The organism is Halobacillus sp. Nhm2S1 (assembly GCF_019599545.1).
Taxonomy (GTDB): Bacteria; Bacillota; Bacilli; order Bacillales; family Halobacillaceae; genus Halobacillus.
On record NZ_JAIEZV010000002.1, the window covers coordinates 814339 to 832868 of the forward strand.

The window sequence follows — 18530 nt, forward strand, 5'->3', positions numbered from 1 at the left end:
TACGATAATAGCCGAACAGGAAGGAGGAGGAACCTATGAGTCCTATTCATCTGGTGGAAACGAAAGACCGTCGCCGTTTCATGGCAGATCTTCTGCTAGCTGATGAATCGGAAACCATTATTGAGAGCTATATCAATGATGGTTCGTTTTATACCATTCACATGGATGATATCCATATTGGTGTGTGTTTGTTCGTGTTCCCTGGAGAGCACACGGTTGAGATCAAGAACTTTGCGCTACAAAAAGCCTATCAAGGAAAAGGATTTGGGAAACAAGTCATCGACATATCCTGTTCACTTTTTCATAGGAACGGGTACAAAGAAATGTTCGTCGGAACTTCTAATTCCAGTATTGAAAACTTAGCCTTTTACCAGAAAGCTGGTTTCCGGTTCCATGAAATCCACCATGATTTCTTTCTGCAATACTCGGAACCTTTTTATGAAAATGGTATAAGAGGAATGGACATGGTTTATTTCCGCAGACCTCTAACCCCCTAATATGGAACTAAATGCAAAACAGTTAGAAGTCATCATCATCTTCTAGTTTTTTCAGTGCTTGATCCATGTTGTCATGCGTAATTCGATGCTCCATATTACCTCTCCTCCTCTTTAACAACGGGCTCCCCCGGTCCTCCAGGGGTTAAACATTTTGGAAGAGTGACTTCAAAATTAAGGAAAGACTCCTTACCAGTGGTTTGTACACGATTTAATTTGGAAGAAACAAAAAAAGCACAGGAGTTAAATCCCCTGTGCTTTCCATAAAATCTTCATGGTCTTGAAGCCCTGAGTGTGAACTTGTATTCATCACTCTTGAAATGATTTTCACTATATTCAAAGATCGTTCCATCACTAAAAACACTGTATGACTGGATTTTAAGGATCGGCATAGATGTCTCCACAGTAAGTGCTTCTGCAATATCTGGTGAGGGCAGGACTGGAATAACTTCCTGGAAACTGTCTTTAATCTTCATCCCCACTTCTTTTTCTATATAATCGTATTTCGAACCGGTCATGATTCCATAGGAGAGATTAGGAAACATGGAAACAGGCAGATACGTATCCTCCACTACATAGGGAACATCATCTACAAGCCTTTGACGGCGTACGTAAAAAACCTTTTCCCCCTCGGAAAGTTTAAGCATTCGTTTTACATGATCATCTGCTTCTTTCAATTCAAAATGCAGGATTTTGTTTACGGGTTCTTTATTTAAACTTCTCATTTCTTCGGTGAAACTCAAAAGTTCGAAGATGTTGTGTTCAATCTTCTGCTCTTTTACATAAGTACCACTCCCTTGTACCTTCTCGAGAAGTCCCTCTTCGACCAGACCTTTAATGGCCTGTCTAACCGTCACTCTAGATGCCTCATACCTTTCTGACAAATGCATTTCTGTTGGGATCGCTTCTCCTTCTTTCCATATACCCGACTGGATTTCCTCTTTGATTTGTTGAGCGATTCTACGATACAAAGGTGCAGCCATTCTTTATTCCTCCTATTACTAATGACCTGTGTGATGTAGGGATATGGCGTCCCATCCCCACACTTCCAACCAAGTCAATACCTACCTCTACCCATCATTATAACGAAATGTTGCAAAAAATACGATACAAATGTTGACGCTTTCAATAATATGTATTATATTCATATTAAGTTAAAAATAAAACAAATCTAATACCTTTACTGGAGGTCTACAATATGAAAAAACAAAACCTTGTCGTCGTCGGTGGCGGCAGCACGTACACAATCGGTATGATTATGAGTCTTGTAGCAGAAAAAGAGCAGTTTCCTTTGAAAACGATTACCTTTTATGATACGAACGCAGAGCGACAGGAAAAAATTGCGAAGGCATCAGAAATTATCCTTCGAGAAAAGTACCCTGAACTTGAAAGCTTCCACTACACAACGGATAAAGAAGAAGCTCTTACAAATGCAGATTTTGTTTTCGTTCAGATTCGCACAGGGGGTCTCGCGATGCGCGAGCAGGACGAGCAAATCCCTCTAAACCATGGAGCCGTCGGTCAGGAAACGTGCGGACCGGGTGGAATGGCATACGGACTGCGCTCCATTGGAGATATGATCGATCTCGTCAACGATATCCGTCATTATTCTCCAGATGCCTGGATCTTAAACTACACGAACCCGGCAGCGATTGTTGCAGAAGCTCTGCGCCGTGAGTTCCCGGAAGATAAAAAGCTTTTGAATATTTGCGATATGCCGGCAGCAATTATGGTCAGCTACGCAGGGATCCTTGGAAAAGATGTCTTCGACCTTGTCCCTGAATACTTCGGCCTGAACCACTTCGGCTGGTTCACGAAAATTCTAGATAAGGACGGAAACGATCACACGGACACGATCAAACGTGCCATCACAGAGGACGGCTTTATTCCTGAAGATGCAGAGATCGCCAACGACCCTTCCTGGATCAAAACGTTCAAACAGGTGGAGCAAATGGTGACAGACTTCCCTGAATATCTGCCAAACACGTACTTGCAATACTACCTCTATCCTTCTCAAATGGTGGAAAAAGAAGATGTGACGAATACACGGGCCCGTCAAGTCATCAATGGTCGTGAAAAACGTGTCCACACATTGGCCGATCAAATCATTGCAGATGATACAACGGAAAATGTTGAACTTGAAGTAGATATCCACGGTCGTTACATGATTCGCGTCGCCGCATCCATGGCTTACAATAATGGCGACATCTTCATCGTCATGGTTGAAAACAATGGCACGATTGCCAACCTTCCAGACGATGCAATGGTTGAAGTTCCTGCGATGATTACAAACCGTGGACCGAAGCCATTCGCAGTCGGAAACATTTCAACTTTCTATAAAGGATTGATTGAAGGACAGCTTGCGTATGAGAAGCTTGTCGTTGATGCGTATTATGAGAACAGCTACGAAAAAGCACTCCAGGCCTTGACGTTGAACCGTACAGTCGTAGACGCCCCTCGTGCCCGCAAAATCCTAGATGACATGATTGAAGCGAACCAGCAGTACTGGCCTGAATTACATGCCAGCAAACAGCTTGTGACATCGAAGTAACTCAATGGAACCCCGGCCCATTCCGGGGTCTCCTCTATCTCAAACAAGAAAGCGTTTCCCTATAAAGGAGGATCAGAAGTGAAGAAATACTTTGGAAGCTTACAGAAGTTCGGAAAGTCACTGATGGTTCCCGTCGCCTTGCTCCCTGCTGCCGGAATTTTGCTCGGGCTTGGAGCTGCGTTGACAGGACCACTCGCTGATACACTCACTTTTCTACAAAATGACATCATTCAACTCATTGGTAACGGAATGTCAGATATTGGAATAAGCATCTTTAACAACCTGGCTGTTATCTTCGCCATCGGTGTTGCCATCGGCTTAACAGGTGGATCGGGGATTGCCGCGTTAGCAGCACTACTCGGTTACATCATTATGAACAAAACCATCTCCTTCGCTTTAGGAATCACCCCTGAAATGGTCAGCGAAAGCGGGGAATATGGCATGGCCCTCGGAATTCCGACTTTGGAAACGGGTGTCCTTGGCGGAATTGTTGTCGGACTATTAGCCGTTTGGATTTATAACAAGTTCCATGAGTTCGACCCTCCCGAAGTTCTCGGCTTCTTTGCCGGTGACCGCTCAGTTGGGATTGCCATGGTCTTCTCGTCCATTTTCCTTGCACTCGCTATGATGGTCGTTTGGCCACCGATTCAAGGGGGCATCAATGCAGTTGCAAACGTCATTGCGAACGGTGCGACAAACCCGTTATACATCGGTCTTTACGGATTCTTAGAACGTGCGTTGATCCCAACAGGCCTGCACCACATCTGGTATGCTCCGTTCCTATGGACCTCTCTAGGCGGGACGGCTGAAGTAGCTGGAAGCGCCGTATCTGGTGACCAATACATCTTCCTCGCACAGATTGCAGAAGGTGTCGAAGTTACAGCGGGACGCTTTATGGCAGGTAAATTCCCTGTCATCATGTTCGGACTTCTGGGAGCTGCGCTTGCCATGTACCGACGCGCAGATAAAAAGAATCAGCCTGTCGTGAAAGGAATGCTCATTGCTGCTGCAGGTACAGCCTTCTTGACAGGAATCACAGAGCCAATTGAATTCACATTCTTATTTGTTGCTCCACTGTTGTTCGTTTTCCACGCATTTCTTGCCGGTATTTCATTTGCCGTCATGTACATGCTTGATGTTCATCTGGGATGGGCAGGCGGTTCCGGGTTGATCGACTTCATCCTGGTAAACGCTTTGCCTGGAACAGGGAACTGGTGGATGAACCTTGTCGCAGGTGCTGTATTCTTCGTCATCTATTATTTCTCTTTCTCCTTTGCCATCAAAAAATGGGACCTCGCTACACCAGGTCGAGGAGGACAGGAGAACAAGCTCTACACACGTAAAGACTTCAACGAGCAGAAAAAAGGCGGCAAAGGTAGTCAAACGAAAGAAACAGCCGCTGCCATCATGGAAGCTCTTGGTGGAGAATCAAACTTAAAGCACGTCGACGCTTGCTTCACAAGATTACGCGTCGAAGTTTCTGAAGTAGGTCAGATCAATGAAGATCGGTTGAAAGAACTCGGAGCTGCAGGTGTCGTTAAAGTGGATCACAACATCCAGGCCATCTTCGGCGGCCGCTCTGATCTTTATAAAAATGAAATCAACCGCATCATCAAAGAATCCAATGCTTCTTAAAATAATCGTCTGATTAAACACCTAAAAAGGAGTCCCTATCCATCAGGGACTCCTTTTGCACGTTATATTATAGCTTTATAACTTCAGACCAGCTCCCTATACTTGAATCATCACAATGGAATCTGTCTTCATTAGGTGGGAAAGTTCTTGAAGAGGGTACTTATTCCGATCCACCCAAATTTAAGTCCATAGTAAATCAGAACGAGACTGGCAACTCCTTGAATCCACTTCAATAGCCTAGAATGGACAACGTACCTCCCGAAATGCACGAAAAAAGCTAAGTTCGCATTCCACAAACCAATCCCCAGAAAAACCATAGAACTGATGATAAACGACCGGAACATATTCTCTTCTTGTAAAGCCCCGCTCAAAACGGAACCATAAATACTGATCCAGAACAACAAATTCATAGGATTTGTCCCAGCAATGATCATACCTCTTATGTAGGAGAGGAGAGCTTCACCTTTATGTCCCCGTCTTTCACGACCTTCCTCCAACCTCCACTCCTCTTTGGAACGGAGACTCGTCCAACCCGCGTGTACTAATACGAGACAACCGATGAGCATCAATGCAACCTGCACCCACGTCCATGTCAGAAAAACACCGATCCCAAAAAACATAGCCGCCATCAACAACAAATCAGAAGACATCCCTCCTAGCCCCACACAAAAAGCAGGCCAAAACCCAAAAGCGAGCCCTCTCCTCATTATTTCTATATTAATAGGTCCGACAGGTGCAGCGATGGATAATCCGAGTACAATAGAACTGACAACTAAGACAATCAAATGCTCCCCCCCTTTTGTACAAAAGGACTGAAAAAGAGGGGCGAGTAAGCCGGTCCCTCTTTACCGTTTAATCCACAACGATGTATGCAATCATCGGACCATCAGAAGCAATTTCAGAATGGGTTGAGCAGATGAGCCGGTAAATACCTTCCTTCTTGAATTGAAGGTCTAAGACCGTCTCTTTCCCCTGCTCCACTACGCCTTTCACATCCGTACCTTCAATGTAAAAAGGATGTTCTTTTCCATTCACTCCATAAATGCTTAATTTAAATGGTTCATCTTTCTCCACAAAGATTGTTCCCGGATCCCAACGGTAAGCTTCAATTTCTTTTCCATCTGCTGTTTCTGCTTTGAATTCCCCTGTCACCAGGTTGATGACCCGTGGTTCTCCATTCACAGGTTCTGTTGAGGTCGAGATGGCTCCTTTCCAGAAAAAGCTCCCGATGTAGTAAGCGGCAAAAGCAATAACAATAGCCCCTAAAAGCAGGCCGATTTTCCTTGCAGACAGTATCCATGCATCCACGCCATACCCCTCCTATTGTTTCGTTAGTACATCTATATGCATAGAACCACTGAAAACTTGTCTACTTTTTAAAGGAAAGGTTATGATTGTGAAAGACTGAGTCAAGAGATTTTGGTGGGGGAGAGATGGGGTCGGGCATGTTGAGACCCAACAGGACAAGGTTCGAGGAGGTACACGATAATCCTGAACGAAAAGAACCACGCCTGGGGCGTGGTTCTTTTCGTTAGTAAAATATTTTAGGATCAATCCATTCATGGAAGGATGAAGATTCTTCACTTTCATCTGAGCCAAGAAGCAAGGATCCGCATTTTTGTTCGTATCGAAACGGAATAACCTGCCTGTAGTCAGATGGAAAGATATCTGCATTTCGATATTCTGTAAATGGACGGTCGAGTGGCTGGCCTTCTATCTGATCTTTTTTCAACTCTTCTACAACGATCCGGCCGATTTGTCGCCCCAGTCGTAACCCTTCGTTATTATCCACTGGGTAGTGGACACCGGCGAACAGTCTTGACTGTGCGTTTTCTTCAGCCATTTCCCTAAGCTTTCTTCTTTCGGCCGGGAAAAAATAACTAAGAATCACTTCCGCAGCCCCGGAGATGGTTGCGTGTCCGGACGGATAGGATGGGTGTTTCGGTGTACAGATGACGGTGCGCATATCCGGGTCCAACTGATTGGGCCGCGGGACGAGCCAGAGGTATTTTAACGACCAGCAAACGACAAAGGCATCATTCATGCCGCTAAAAACCGCTCCTATGATCCGGGCGGCTCTTGGGGCTTCCACTCCATAAGTATCTATCAAGCGGTCAACAATAGGGGTCCATTGTTTTGACGCCGGCCCCTCCCCCCAGTACACAGCAATCCTCCTTTGATCAGGTGTTAAATGGGCTAATGTTTCTTTGACTACCTTCAATTCCCTAAGCCAGTCAATGGTCTTTGGATCTTTGATCGCTAATCGAATCGGGCTTCCATCCAACGTCTTGAACCCGTACCGGCGGCTATGTTCGATAAAATAGGTTTTCCATTTCCCTGCTTCAAACTCTACCCCTTCGTTCGTTAATGGCGGGCGGCTCTCGCCGGCGTAAGGCAAGTCGGTCCAGTAAGGATATGGTTGATTTTGTGACATGGTCACCCCTCCCTTTCCCTCATCTTATGCCGGAAAGTGGGCGGAGGTGTAAGACTTATCCGTACCCTTTTACAGTCGCATTGGATTTTTGAGCTTGAATAAGAGCAGCATATTCTCCCCCTTCATCCATGAGCGTGCGGTGGTTTCCTTTTTCAACGATCTTCCCACCCTTCAAGACAAGGATGAGATCGGCTGCTCGAATCGTGTGAAGCCGGTGGGCAATCACGAAACTTGTCCGCCTTTCCATCAAGTTGGTGAGACCGGCATTGATTTTCATTTCTGTGACCGTATCAATGCTGCTTGTCGCTTCATCTAAAATAAGCAATGATGGGTCCGCAATCATAGCTCGAGCAATGGACAACAACTGTCTTTGCCCATGACTCGCCCCTTTTCCATCTGAATCAAGAATAGTATCGTAACCATTAGGCAACTGAATGATGAAATCGTGGGCTCTTGCTGACTTGGCGGCACTTTCAACCTCAAGATCTGTGGCGTCCAGTCTTCCATAACGGATGTTTTCCCGTATAGTGGTGTGAAACATAGTGGCATCTTGGAGGACGACCCCCATCCGGCTCCTCAGACTGTCTCTCTTCACGCTTTTCAAGTCCACACCATCAACCAGAACCCGACCTGAGTCCGGGTCGTAGAATCGTGACAGTAAAGATATAATTGTCGTTTTTCCTGCGCCTGTAGGACCTACAAGCGCCACCGTTTGTCCAGCTCTCGCTTCAAATGTGATGTCCGAAAGGGTCTGCTGGTCTTCTTCATAAGAGAAATCGACATGCTCAAAACGAACATCCCCCTTAATTTTTGACACATTTTGTGCATTTTTTTCGTCCAGGCGTTCTTCTTTTTCATCAATGACTTGAAACACCCTGTCTGCGCCTGCTACTGCTGAGAGGATCATGTTGAATTGGTTGGCCAGATCGTTTAACGGGCGAGTAAACTGACGGGAATAGGTTGTAAACGTAACGATCATTCCAATGGATACAGCGCCATTAAGCGCAAGCAGCCCCCCTGCTCCAACGATGATAGCGAAGCTTACATTATTCAGCATGTTCATCAACTTCGGAATAAAGCCTGTGTACACTTGCGCATAGTATCCGGATTGCCTTAATGCTTTATTTTTTTCTCTGAACTCATCAATCACATCTTCCTCTTTGGAAAACATTTTGATGATCGGCTGCCCAGAGAACATCTCCTCTACATAGCCGTTTACTTCACCAAGGTCCTTTTGCTGCTTTTTAAAATAGGGGCCGGTTCGGTTTGTAATCCATTTCATCCCAAAGTACATGACTGGAATGATGGTCAATGTCAGGAGTGTAAGCATCGGACTTAACCAGAACATAATGATTAAGGTACCGGTAATGGTCAAAAAACTTGTAACAAATTGTACGACAGCGGTATTTAAGGTTCGACTTACGTTTTCAATATCGTTGGTAAGCCTGCTCATTAACTCCCCCTGCTGCATTTTTTGAAAGAAGAGAACAGGCAGCAACTGTACATGTGTAAATAGATGGGACCTCATCGACCGAACCGCATTTTGAGCAATTCCGATCATCCAATAATTTTGCAGCCAGAGAAAAAGTGAATGAAACAAGTAGACAAGAAGTAAGCTGCCCAGCATGGCCAGAAGGGTATCCGATTCAGGATTCTCTATGATTAGATCGACGGTCATCCCTAGAAGGTAAGGGCCCAGCAGGGATAAAGAGGAACTGATTAGAATCGCAGCTAGTACGATGATGAACCTCACTCTTTCCTCCGCCATGTAACTCCATATCCTATAAAGTGTGCCTCCGATATTTTCAACTTTCGGTGGTTTTGAACCAATCCCATGAGGGTGACCCATTCTCGGTTTAGTACTCCTACTCATTACGTCACCCCCTCTTGTTGAGATTGATGGATTTCCGCGTAATATTCACTTCGCTGAAGCAGTTGATCATGAGTGCCCTGAGCGATGATTTCTCCCCGGTGAAGAATCAGGATGAGATCTGCCTTTTGGATTGAACTCACTTTTTGAGCAACAAGAAACACGGTAGATGGTTGTTCCTCAAGAGTCCGTAGAAGTCTCCTCTCCGTATGGGCATCCAGTGCACTCGTACTATCATCCAGAATCAAAATCCTCGGCTTCCTCACAAGTGCACGAGCGATGGAAAGACGCTGTTTCTGACCACCGGAGAAGACCATTCCTTTCTGTCCGATTTGCGTATCATAACCCTTTGGCAAGTTCGTAATAAAGTCGTGAATTTGCGCCTGTTTGGCCGCTGCCTCAATCTCTTCCAGCGTCGCATCTTTCTTGCCCCAGGCGATGTTTTCCCTTACCGTACCTGAAAACAAATGAACATCTTGGGGGACCAGGCTGATTTGTTTTCTTATGTTTTTCACTTCGAGACTTTCGATTTCCACTCCATCCAGAAAGAGTTGACCCGCATTTTTTTCATATAATCGGGGTATTAAATGGAGCAAAGAGGTTTTCCCGGAACCTGTTTCCCCAATAATACCGACAGTGGATCCAGGCCTTGCATGGAAGTTCAGGTTCTCCAGCACTTTGTACCCCTCTCTTTCAAGAGAAACATTGTGAAAGCGGACCGCACCGTCCAGTTCTTTCCCTTTACCTGAAGCGCTCATTTCCGTGGATTGGTTGAGTACGTCTGCAATTCTATCCGCCGAGGCTTGTCCTCGCGAAATGACCATGATTAGAAATGTAAAAACAGAAAAGGTAAATAAAATCCTTGTCGCGTAGTTGATCATGGCGACCAGTTCTCCAGCTTCTACACCTGCACTGCTGAGTATTTTTGCACCAACCAAGAGGAGGACCAAAATGACGATATTCATCCCCAGCATGACGACAGGCATAGCCACTTCCATGAGCCACAATGCTTTTTTACTTTGAAGAACCAATGATTCATTCGCCTTTTGAAATCTCTCCTCTTCATGCTCTTTTCTATTAAATCCTTTAATTAAGCGGATTCCGGCTATATTTTCCCTAATAATCGTATTAAGTCTATCAAGTTTATGCTGAACCTCCTTAAACCACTTGATCCCTTTTGTAAGAAGGAAGAATAAGAATAATAAAAACACAGGTACACTACCCAGTAAAAAGAGGGCAAGTTCCACATCAATTGTAAAAGCCATCACTAAAGCAAAAATGATGAAAAGTGGAGCCCTGAGTCCGATTCTTACAAACATAAATAATAAGTTCTGAATTTGAATCACATCATTGGTGATCCTCGTGACCAAGCTTGGTGTGGTGACGGCCTGGAAATGACGATCCGAAAACTTCTGGACTTTTGAAAATAGATCTTCCCTCAGGTCATAACCGACCCCCTGACTCAAATCGGCAGCAAAGAAAGAGTTGGTCACACCTGCGGTAAAGGCGAGCAACGATAGCCCTAAAAGCACACCACCCCATAACAAAACAGCGTTAAAGTCTTCAGCAATGATTCCATCATCGATGATTTTGGCCATCAGGATCGGCTGGGAAAGTTCAACCAATAATTCTATGAACATAAGAAAAAGGGCAATCGATGCAGACCTTTTATAGGGAAGGGTATAAGAAAAAATGGCACGCATACAAAATCCTCCAAACGTGTGTCAATATATGACCCGTTATACAAATAGGAAAAATATTCATTGTTAAAAAGATGATGTTCATGCATGGTTTGAGAATCAAGAACCTTTTTGTTGTACAAAAACACCAAGACCAGCTATTTCAGTATAACTTTTGTATAACACTGAACCTTTTGCAAATGTGCGCCACTGAGCCAAAACCACGGACTTATTTGTTGATTAATCACACTAGTTTAAGTCATAATAGGCAATGTAACACGCACAAATATGTAAGTACTTGTGAGACATATAAAAAGCAAATAGAATTATATTAATAGTATTTTCCGAACAAACAGGAAGGTGATCCTTTTTGGACAATATAAAACCGATTTTTCCCGTTTCTGAAGAATTGTTAGAACTTGTGGACTTATTAAACCAAGTCTCAGAGTCAGAAGAAGAAAAAGTCATCCCTCAGACAATGACTGTCTTAAACAAAGTTTATGCCCAGGGAGTATTGGAAGGCTACGAAAAAGCCATGCAAAAACAGGGACAGACCACAAAAAAATAACGTGAGGTGAAAGCAGATGAAGGAAGATGGGATCGGCATTGATGTCACTCTTGAAGTCGTGTGTGGGAAGTGGAAAGGGTTAATTCTTTGGAAGCTCATCCACGAAAATCATCTGCGGTTTAATGCACTGCGTCGGTCCCTCGATGGAAACATCTCTTCCAGGATTCTTGCCCGAGAGCTGAAAAAACTCATCCAGGACGGTTTAGTCGAACGTATCGATTATGAAACTGTACCTCCCAGAGTAGAGTATCGCGTGACACCTTATGGACGAACCACGGCCTCCTTCTTGGAGAAAATGAACGAATGGGGCATTCACCATAAGCAAAGGGCAGACCAGCAAGAAAGCCTCACGGACGTATCGAATCAACTAAAAGAGCAATAGAAAAAAGAGGCACATCCGCAAGTGAGTGCCTCTTTTTGCAGGACCCTAATAGCGGTCGTTAGGATAAACCAAGCCGATTTGCCGGCGTGCTTCCTCCATGACTTTCGCTGTCATCAACGTATGCTCCAACGAATTATTCTTTGACCGATCTTTTTCCTTCTTCACCAGATTGATAAATTCAGCCGCTTCATAATACATAGGTGAATACTGATCTTCGAAAGAAAGCTCTTCTACGGATCCATCTCTATAAATAATTTTTATACCTTTAGGTTCAGAAATATTCGGTATGAGCATCGTCCCTTCTTCTCCCTGTATTTCAGAAGGGGCGTGGGAATCAACAATCTTGGAGTGCATAATGACTGCTTCCATTCCATCATACGCTGCGATCACGCTGCCTTGCCCGTCCACACCAGAATCCAAAAACACGGCATCAGCCTGGATATGGTTGGGTGCACCAAATAGGGCGACCATTGGATAAATTCCATAAATACCAAGGTCCATCAAAGAACCGTTCGACAGTTCAGGTTTGAAAGCATTTAGGAGCTCCCCTCTTTTGTATGCGTCATAACGAGAAGAATACTTGCTGAAGTTCCCCACAAAGCGTCTTACTTCCCCAATTTTATGTAAATTTTCCTGAATGCTCAGAAAACCTGGCATCAGTGTAGACTTTACAGCTTCCATTAAAAGCACATTCTCTTCTTTGGCTACCTCAATCATAGAAGCAATCTCCTGTTGATTGGAAGCCATCGGTTTTTCACATAAGACATGCGTCCTTTTTCTCATAATGGTTTTCGCCTGCTCCGCATGGAAAGCGTTAGGACTTGCAATATAAACCGCATCGACATCTGGATTTGCGGCCATCTCTTCTATGTCCGTGTATGTTTCAGGTGCACCGTGTTTGGATGCAAATGTAGCAGCTTTCTCTTCTGTACGAGAATACACCGCCTGCAGTGTAAATTCAGGATGCTGTTTCGCTGCCTCTATAAATTTTTCTGTAATGGTATTGGTTCCTATAATTCCAAATCTAACCATGTAAGTCACCTCCAAAATAACCGTATTCCCATTATACATCAATATGGAAGAAACCCCCACAGCAGAAGCTTGGCTTAATCCATGTGTTTCAATGTGATTTTAGCTAATACCTGTTGACCTTTCGCTGTTGGATGAACATCCCCTTTAATGATGTACTCAGGATGACCATGATAAGCCTTATAGGCATCGACAAGAGTCACGGAAGCAAAGTGTTTCAGCAGCTTGATCAAGGAAGCATATTGCTGGTTAATATATGCGAGCGGCGTGTTCAATTGGTCACCGGCAGCAGGATAAGGATTGTAAATATTGTAGACGAGTACTTTCCCGTTCGTTAATTCATCAATCTCAAGAATGGTTGAATAGACATTATAAATGAGATCTCGAATAACTGGAGCGGCATCCTCCATTTTTAAACCATCCAGTCCCCCATTCTTTTTAACGACATTCAACAAATCATTGCCCCCAATATACACAATGACATAATCAGCGTTCTTAAGACTTTCTCTGAAGGTATCATTAGATTGAACAGCTGTTAGCAATTCGGCAGATGTGAGACCTGGAATACTTAAGTTGGTCACTTCTATATCTTTTTTCACTCCAATCAAAGATGGGAACGATTCTTTTGGAGGGTTTTTATTTTCTTTATTTAAATTATAACCAAATGGAATGGAATCCCCGATGGCGACTAATCTTTCTTTTTTAAAAGCTTCTAGGTCAGAAGGTGCCAGAAAGACAGCGAACACCATGACCAGGATCCATATCTTCTTCATTCTCTACCCCTGCCTTGATTTGTATGTAAAACATGACGCCTGATGTAAATCAAGCGTCATATCCACTTATTTTGCAATGAACATTTGCACCCAGTAATTGCCGTCTTTCGAATATCCGACACCGATGTGCGTGACATTCTTATTCATAATGTTTTTACGGTGACCTGAACTGTTTAACCAGCCATCAACAACCGATTGCGGTGACTGCTGCCCTGCAGCAATGTTCTCAGCTGCTGTTGAATAATCCACTCCGAATTCTCTCAGCATATCAAAGGGACTTCCGTAAGTTGGAGACGTATGGGAGAAATAATCGTTCTTCGCCATATCTTCAGATTTCGTTTGAGCGACTTCTTCTACCTCATTGCTATTCTTAAGCGGTTTCAGTCCATTTTTTTCACGAGCTTTGTTCGTCAAATCAATGACCTGCTGTTGAAAATCACCTGTTGCCTCATCGCTTTCTCGTGCAGTATTGTCACGATTTTGCTCGGTTTGATCAGGCTGTTGTCTTTGAGCCTGTTCTCTACCTTGTGAATCTTGTGTGTAACGTCCATCTTGATCAAAAAAGTATGGACCTTGTATGGATCCATTTGGTCCAGTTGGGTTCATTCCTTCGAAAGGAATGTTGGCATCAAAACGGTTTTGACCGTATGCTCGAGGATCCATTTCCCTTAGATTTCCGCCCCCTTGCATGCCTTGATTTTCAGGACCAAAACTGACTTGATTCAAATTGTTCCGTTGACTTTCACGTGCACGTTCTTCCGATGTATTACAAGCAGCTAACATGGCAATCATCATGAGTGCTGCGAATAGAATAAACCATTTTTTCTTCATCATGTATCCTCCTCAGGATTAATCTTCACGTTTACTATTTGCATGAAAGCAAACAATATCCCTGAGAAGAAGTACCATTTCAGCACACCGATTCCTCTTTATTTCACATGCGCTCCTAATTGTGGAATACTGAGTTTCGAAACTTTTGTTGAGTGGATAGGGGCTAAGGGGAATAACTCGCTTTTCCGCGGGAGCGCGGTATAGACATCTCAAAATTAAGTCTTCCACAATCCCTATAGTCAAACCATTAAAAAACCTGAACAGATCCCTTTATGGATGTTCAGGTTTTGAGAAAGTTATTTGGTGTGGCAATCGGGGCAGCAGTGTTTGCAGCCGTTGACATCATCATAAGTATTTCTGGCAACTTCGAGCGCTTCTGCACAGTCGGTGTGACCGCCTAATTCCAATAAATTCTGTTCAAAAGGCATAAAATCACAACCTTCGATGTGCACTTCGTGTTCGCCACCTGTCTGCTGGTTCTGATTCACATAATATTGCGCCATTCCATAACCTCCTTTTGTGGAGGCATTCCCCTACCAGATGAAGGATAAACAAAAGGACGGGCTGATGTGGCATATCTAGCCGTCAAGATGGAAACATACGACCTTTTGTTCCGTCATGGCTTCTATACTGAAACGTACACCCTCACGACCGATGCCGGATCCTTTCGTTCCTCCGAAAGGCATTTCATCAATTCGATAATCGCTGCTGTCGTTGATCATGATTCCACCTACGTCCATTTTCCTTATCGCTTTAAAAGCTTGGTTAATATCATTTGTGAAGATCCCTGCATGCAGTCCATAATTGACGGCATTGGATTTCTCAATGGCTTCGTCCAAATCTTTTACAGGGTTTACAATGACCACAGGCCCAAAGATTTCCTCCATCATCACTTTCGCACCTGAAGGTACCTGGGTGAGAATGGTGGGACTATAATAAGCACCTTCACGGCGCCCACCTACTTCCAATTGCGCTCCCATAGTCAACGCTTCCTCGACCCATTCAGAAACTCGGACCGCTTCTTTTTCATTGATCATCGGTCCTATATCCGTTCTTTCATCCATTTTATCCCCGATTCTAAGTGCTACAGTCGCTTCCACAAAGCGATCGATAAAATCCGGATAAAGTTCCCTACTTACAAAAACCCTTTGAACGCCGATACAATTTTGGCCTGCCGCTGAAAAAGCCCCCGAACAGCAAGCATGGACAGCCTTGGAAAGATCTGCGTCATCAAGGACAATAACTGGTGAGTTGGATCCCAGTTCCATGCTTATTTTTTTCGTTCCTACTTTTTTGATAATGGCTTCTCCAGCATTAGATCCTCCTGTAAAGGACACCATTTTTATGGCCGGATGTGTAACCAATGCATCCCCGACTTCTCTTCCTGCCCCTGTAAGAACGGATAAGTAACCGGCTGGCAACCCTGCTTCAACGAAGGCTTCCGCCAGCTTCAATGCACTAAGAGGCGTGGCGGAAGCTGGTTTGACTATAATGGCATTCCCTGCTGCAATGGCTGGACCTACTTTATGTGCGACTAAATTGAGCGGGTCATTAAAAGGAGTGATGGCTCCTACGACTCCCATAGGAAAACGTTGAAAATACCCGACTCTTTGTTCGCTGCCTGGATTTTGATCGAAGTTAATGGTCTCTCCTTTCACCCTTCTCGCTTCCTCTGCGCTGATCCGGATGGTTTGAATAGCCCGTGAGACCTCTGAACGAGCTTCAGTAATCGTTTTACTGCCTTCACTTGCAATGGTGGCAGCGAACGTCTCGTGATCCCTCTCCATGAAATCAGCAACTTGGCTTAGTATTCGGATCCTTTCATGGGTGGGAATGGGGTCTCTCATTTGGAAAGTACGATCGGCTATTTCTATGGCTTCCATCATTTCTTCCTTTGTAGCTGAGGGGACAGTGGCCAATACTTCATTGTCCTGAGGGTTGCTGACCTCAAAGCTGCGCAAGCCTTCGCGCCATTCTCCTCCAACCAGCATTTTATAGCTCTTAACCTTCGTCGTCATGAGTGACTCCCTCCTCCGATTTTGGTTCCCTGCTTTTGTTTATGACAATGAATCAGGTCGATCAGTAGAGAAAATCCCGTTTCCTTTAACCCCGCCCCTGCACCTGTGAGCATGATCGTCCCGGACAGATCACATTCATAAACGATCGCATTCGTTGCCCCACTAACACGTGCTAAGAGATCATCCTGCTTCAGACGCTCCGGCTGGACAGTCGCCTTCACCTTGCCTTTGTTTTGAGAGATACGAGCAAGCAGTTTCCATTTCTCGCCGTCCCGTTTCGCTTCTTGAATATCTTCTACTGATAAACCAGTAATTCCGGCACAGAAAATTTCATCCGGGTCGAGATGAACTCCATACACATGGTTCGATAATATAGCTGCTTTATACCTAACATCGTAGGCTTCAAGATCACTCGTCGGATCGGCTTCTGCATAACCGAGGGCTTGGGCTTTTTCTAACGCTTGATTCAATGTCATTCCACTTTCCATAGCGGTAAGAATGTAATTGGTCGTTCCATTCAATATCCCTTTGATTTCTTTAATTTCATTACCAGCTAAGGTTTCTAGTGGTAGCCTTAGAGCCGGCGTCCCACTCATGACCGTTCCTTCAAATCCGAAAAAAACGTCATGTTGATCCGCTTTTTCGGTTAATTCTTGATAAGCGAGGGCAACAGGACCCTTGTTTGTTGTTATGACACTTTTCCCTGTTTCAAAAGCACGATGGCAGTGAGTGAGTGCAGGCTCACCGGTTTTCACATCCGTGTAGGTCACTTCTATAATGACATCCGCCTTTGCTTTCTCTATCGTTTCTATACTGTTCCACCCTTTGATTGTCTGACTGGATGACGGATAGGATTCTACAGAGCCCGTTCGTTTTACACACTCCAATAACTTCGTGATATTTAAACCATCCGGTTGATAAATAGCACCTTTCATGACATCCGATACGGCCACGATTTCAACATCAAGTCCGTAATTCTGCTGAAGTTCCTGGTGTTTTCCCTCCACAATTTCCGCAAACGCCTGGCCTACGCCTCCAAATCCGATCATGGCTATTTTCATTTTGAGTGGGCTCCTCCTCGCTCAAGTAGTAAGTAAACACTTTTTAAAAGCACTCTCACACCAATCGGCAATGAACGTTCATCCATATCAAAATCTGATTGATGGAGACTCCGTTCCTTTTCCAGACCGCAACCTAGAAAAAACATCGCTCCCGGGATTCTTCTAGTGAAGTAACTGAAGTCTTCGCTCCCCATCCCAAAGGGCTCTTCAAACATATTCAGTCCGGAAGCGGCTTCTTTTATGATGCGGTTGATTTCAGGCGCGTTGATTAAAGAGGGTTCACCGTGATGAATACGAAGTGAATATTCTCCCCCCAGCGCTGTTACAACATTGGCCGCCTGATGGATCCCCTGGCATAATACATCTCTTACATCATCCTTATAGGATCTAATGGTCCCCTTTATATCTATAGTGCTTGGTATTACATTGTTGGCCTCCCCGGCATGCACCTGGCCGACACTAATGGTGCCCACATCCAGCGGGTTTACTTTTCGACCATTCAGACTGTATAACGCCTGCAGGACATAAGTTGCCATCCATATCGGGTCTTTTACTTGCTGCGGATACCCCGCATGACCGCCGCTCCCTTGAATCCTCATATGGAATTCGTCGTTGTTTGCCATGCTTGGCCCATCATTCCATTGGATTTCCCCGGACTTCCTCCAAGGACACATGTGCAGGGATAACACAGCCTCCAGATCTTGAAGTCTTCCGGACTCCAACATCTTTATTGCTCCCGTTTTCCCTGCTGCATCACAACTTTCTTCTGCTGGCTGAAAAATCAATTTGATTGTTCCTTGAAAACGTCCAGCTTTTGCATCTTCCGCCACCAACTGGGCGATGCCGAGTAAGATGGCCATATGCGCATCATGCCCACACGCATGCATCACACCTGGATGTTGGGAAGTCCAGGGAACGTCTGTCGTTTCTGTAATGGGAAGGGCATCCATATCTGCACGAATCCCGATAACAGGCCCTTCCCCGTGACTCAAGGTAGCGATAATCCCGTAACCTCCGACATTCTTTTCAATTTCAAACGTTCGGAAGCTTTCTAATATTTCTGCTACCTTTTCACTTGTTCGCTTTTCCTGAAAGCTGAGTTCGGGGAAGCGGTGGAAGTCTCGTCGCCATCCAACTAAACGGTCCAAAAGCTGATCCGAACGCAAGACGAGGTCCGTCTTTTCGGTCTCCACATCCTTTCCTCC

At 44.7% G+C, this 18530-nt stretch carries 18 protein-coding genes; 5 read left to right on the top strand and 13 right to left on the bottom strand.

The features are described 5' to 3' along the window. Positions 1-35 precede the first annotated feature (35 nt). Complete coding sequence (locus K2225_RS10315; protein ID WP_220584657.1) at positions 36-497, top strand: GNAT family N-acetyltransferase; 462 nt, start codon at positions 36-38, stop codon at positions 495-497. A gap of 269 nt (positions 498-766) precedes the next feature. On the opposite strand, the gene K2225_RS10320 is transcribed toward K2225_RS10315, so the two are convergent. Continuing rightward, positions 767-1477 carry a GntR family transcriptional regulator gene (locus K2225_RS10320; protein WP_220584658.1) on the bottom strand — a complete coding sequence of 237 codons (711 nt, stop codon included), beginning with the start codon at positions 1475-1477 and terminating at the stop codon, positions 767-769. A gap of 215 nt (positions 1478-1692) precedes the next feature. Between K2225_RS10320 and K2225_RS10325 the strand changes: the two genes are divergently transcribed. Together K2225_RS10325 and K2225_RS10330 are read left to right on the top strand one after the other, a co-directional pair. Then, entirely contained in the window at positions 1693-3045 is a 1353-nt protein-coding gene (locus K2225_RS10325; RefSeq protein ID WP_115894096.1) for a 6-phospho-alpha-glucosidase, read from the top strand. Positions 3046-3123: 78 nt separating this feature from the next. Beyond that, entirely contained in the window at positions 3124-4680 is a 1557-nt protein-coding gene (locus K2225_RS10330) for a PTS transporter subunit EIIC (protein WP_220584659.1), read from the top strand. 131 nt (positions 4681-4811) lie between these two features. Here K2225_RS10330 and K2225_RS10335 read toward each other — a convergent pair whose 3' ends face one another. The 5 genes from K2225_RS10335 to K2225_RS10355 all read right to left on the bottom strand — a co-directional run bounded on the left by K2225_RS10335 (position 4812) and on the right by K2225_RS10355 (position 10687). Further along, positions 4812-5465, bottom strand: coding sequence for a LysE family translocator (locus K2225_RS10335; protein ID WP_220584660.1), 654 nt, complete (start codon positions 5463-5465; stop codon positions 4812-4814). A 67-nt stretch (positions 5466-5532) separates the two neighbouring features. Then, entirely contained in the window at positions 5533-5988 is a 456-nt protein-coding gene (locus tag K2225_RS10340) for a cupredoxin domain-containing protein (RefSeq protein ID WP_220584661.1), read from the bottom strand. A gap of 223 nt (positions 5989-6211) precedes the next feature. Next, the gene (locus tag K2225_RS10345; RefSeq protein WP_220584662.1) at positions 6212-7114 is read right to left on the bottom strand and encodes a vanadium-dependent haloperoxidase; all 903 of its coding nucleotides are present in this window, start codon (positions 7112-7114) and stop codon (positions 6212-6214) included. Positions 7115-7169: 55 nt separating this feature from the next. Continuing rightward, positions 7170-8987 carry an ABC transporter ATP-binding protein gene (locus K2225_RS10350; RefSeq protein WP_255574390.1) on the bottom strand — a complete coding sequence of 606 codons (1818 nt, stop codon included), beginning with the start codon at positions 8985-8987 and terminating at the stop codon, positions 7170-7172. Beyond that, the gene (locus K2225_RS10355; protein ID WP_220584663.1) at positions 8987-10687 is read right to left on the bottom strand and encodes an ABC transporter ATP-binding protein; all 1701 of its coding nucleotides are present in this window, start codon (positions 10685-10687) and stop codon (positions 8987-8989) included. Before K2225_RS10355 ends, K2225_RS10350 begins: the two co-directional genes overlap by 1 nt. 346 nt (positions 10688-11033) lie before the next feature. On the opposite strand from K2225_RS10355, the gene K2225_RS10360 reads away from it, so the two are divergent. Then, positions 11034-11231, top strand: coding sequence for a hypothetical protein (locus tag K2225_RS10360; RefSeq protein WP_146814906.1), 198 nt, complete (start codon positions 11034-11036; stop codon positions 11229-11231). A gap of 16 nt (positions 11232-11247) precedes the next feature. Further along, a complete protein-coding gene (locus K2225_RS10365) occupies positions 11248-11613 on the top strand; it encodes a winged helix-turn-helix transcriptional regulator (RefSeq protein ID WP_220584664.1) in 366 nt (121 codons plus the stop codon). Positions 11614-11658: 45 nt separating this feature from the next. Here the strand turns inward: K2225_RS10365 and K2225_RS10370 are convergent, their stop codons facing one another. From K2225_RS10370 to K2225_RS10400, 7 genes are all read right to left on the bottom strand, one after another. Continuing rightward, positions 11659-12645 (bottom strand): Gfo/Idh/MocA family protein, encoded by a 987-nt coding sequence (locus K2225_RS10370; protein ID WP_220584665.1) that lies wholly within the window; start codon positions 12643-12645, stop codon positions 11659-11661. A 74-nt stretch (positions 12646-12719) separates the two neighbouring features. Continuing rightward, positions 12720-13415, bottom strand: a complete 696-nt coding sequence (locus K2225_RS10375; RefSeq protein ID WP_220584666.1) for an SGNH/GDSL hydrolase family protein — start codon at positions 13413-13415, stop codon at positions 12720-12722. A 66-nt stretch (positions 13416-13481) separates the two neighbouring features. Next, positions 13482-14246, bottom strand: coding sequence for a CAP domain-containing protein (locus K2225_RS10380; RefSeq protein WP_370632738.1), 765 nt, complete (start codon positions 14244-14246; stop codon positions 13482-13484). A gap of 296 nt (positions 14247-14542) precedes the next feature. Continuing rightward, on the bottom strand, positions 14543-14749 hold the full coding sequence (locus K2225_RS10385; RefSeq protein WP_220584668.1) for a hypothetical protein: 207 nt from the start codon (positions 14747-14749) through the stop codon (positions 14543-14545). Positions 14750-14824: 75 nt separating this feature from the next. Then, positions 14825-16264 (bottom strand): aldehyde dehydrogenase family protein, encoded by a 1440-nt coding sequence (locus K2225_RS10390; protein ID WP_220584669.1) that lies wholly within the window; start codon positions 16262-16264, stop codon positions 14825-14827. After that, positions 16261-17325, bottom strand: a complete 1065-nt coding sequence (locus K2225_RS10395) for a homoserine dehydrogenase (protein ID WP_220584670.1) — start codon at positions 17323-17325, stop codon at positions 16261-16263. The genes K2225_RS10390 and K2225_RS10395 overlap by 4 nt, the downstream gene beginning before the upstream one ends. Next, on the bottom strand, positions 17322-18518 hold the full coding sequence (locus tag K2225_RS10400; protein ID WP_220584671.1) for a M20 metallopeptidase family protein: 1197 nt from the start codon (positions 18516-18518) through the stop codon (positions 17322-17324). The genes K2225_RS10395 and K2225_RS10400 overlap by 4 nt, the downstream gene beginning before the upstream one ends. Positions 18519-18530: the final 12 nt, after the last annotated feature.

Bases quoted from the DNA above. Each gene is read 5' to 3' on its own strand.
- K2225_RS10320 (WP_220584658.1), bottom strand. From the start codon at position 1,477: ATGGCTGCACCTTTGTATCGTAGAATCGCTCAACAAATCAAAGAGGAA.
- K2225_RS10380 (WP_370632738.1), bottom strand. From the start codon at position 14,246: ATGAAGAAAAAATGGTTTATTCTATTCGCAGCACTCATGATGATTGCC.
- K2225_RS10325 (WP_115894096.1), top strand. From the start codon at position 1,693: ATGAAAAAACAAAACCTTGTCGTCGTCGGTGGCGGCAGCACGTACACA.
- K2225_RS10395 (WP_220584670.1), bottom strand. From the start codon at position 17,325: ATGAAAATAGCCATGATCGGATTTGGAGGCGTAGGCCAGGCGTTTGCG.
- K2225_RS10345 (WP_220584662.1), bottom strand. From the start codon at position 7,114: ATGTCACAAAATCAACCATATCCTTACTGGACCGACTTGCCTTACGCC.
- K2225_RS10355 (WP_220584663.1), bottom strand. From the start codon at position 10,687: ATGCGTGCCATTTTTTCTTATACCCTTCCCTATAAAAGGTCTGCATCG.
- K2225_RS10375 (WP_220584666.1), bottom strand. From the start codon at position 13,415: ATGAAGAAGATATGGATCCTGGTCATGGTGTTCGCTGTCTTTCTGGCA.
- K2225_RS10370 (WP_220584665.1), bottom strand. From the start codon at position 12,645: ATGGTTAGATTTGGAATTATAGGAACCAATACCATTACAGAAAAATTT.
- K2225_RS10315 (WP_220584657.1), top strand. From the start codon at position 36: ATGAGTCCTATTCATCTGGTGGAAACGAAAGACCGTCGCCGTTTCATG.
- K2225_RS10385 (WP_220584668.1), bottom strand. From the start codon at position 14,749: ATGGCGCAATATTATGTGAATCAGAACCAGCAGACAGGTGGCGAACAC.
- K2225_RS10365 (WP_220584664.1), top strand. From the start codon at position 11,248: ATGAAGGAAGATGGGATCGGCATTGATGTCACTCTTGAAGTCGTGTGT.
- K2225_RS10390 (WP_220584669.1), bottom strand. From the start codon at position 16,264: ATGACGACGAAGGTTAAGAGCTATAAAATGCTGGTTGGAGGAGAATGG.
- K2225_RS10350 (WP_255574390.1), bottom strand. From the start codon at position 8,987: ATGAGTAGGAGTACTAAACCGAGAATGGGTCACCCTCATGGGATTGGT.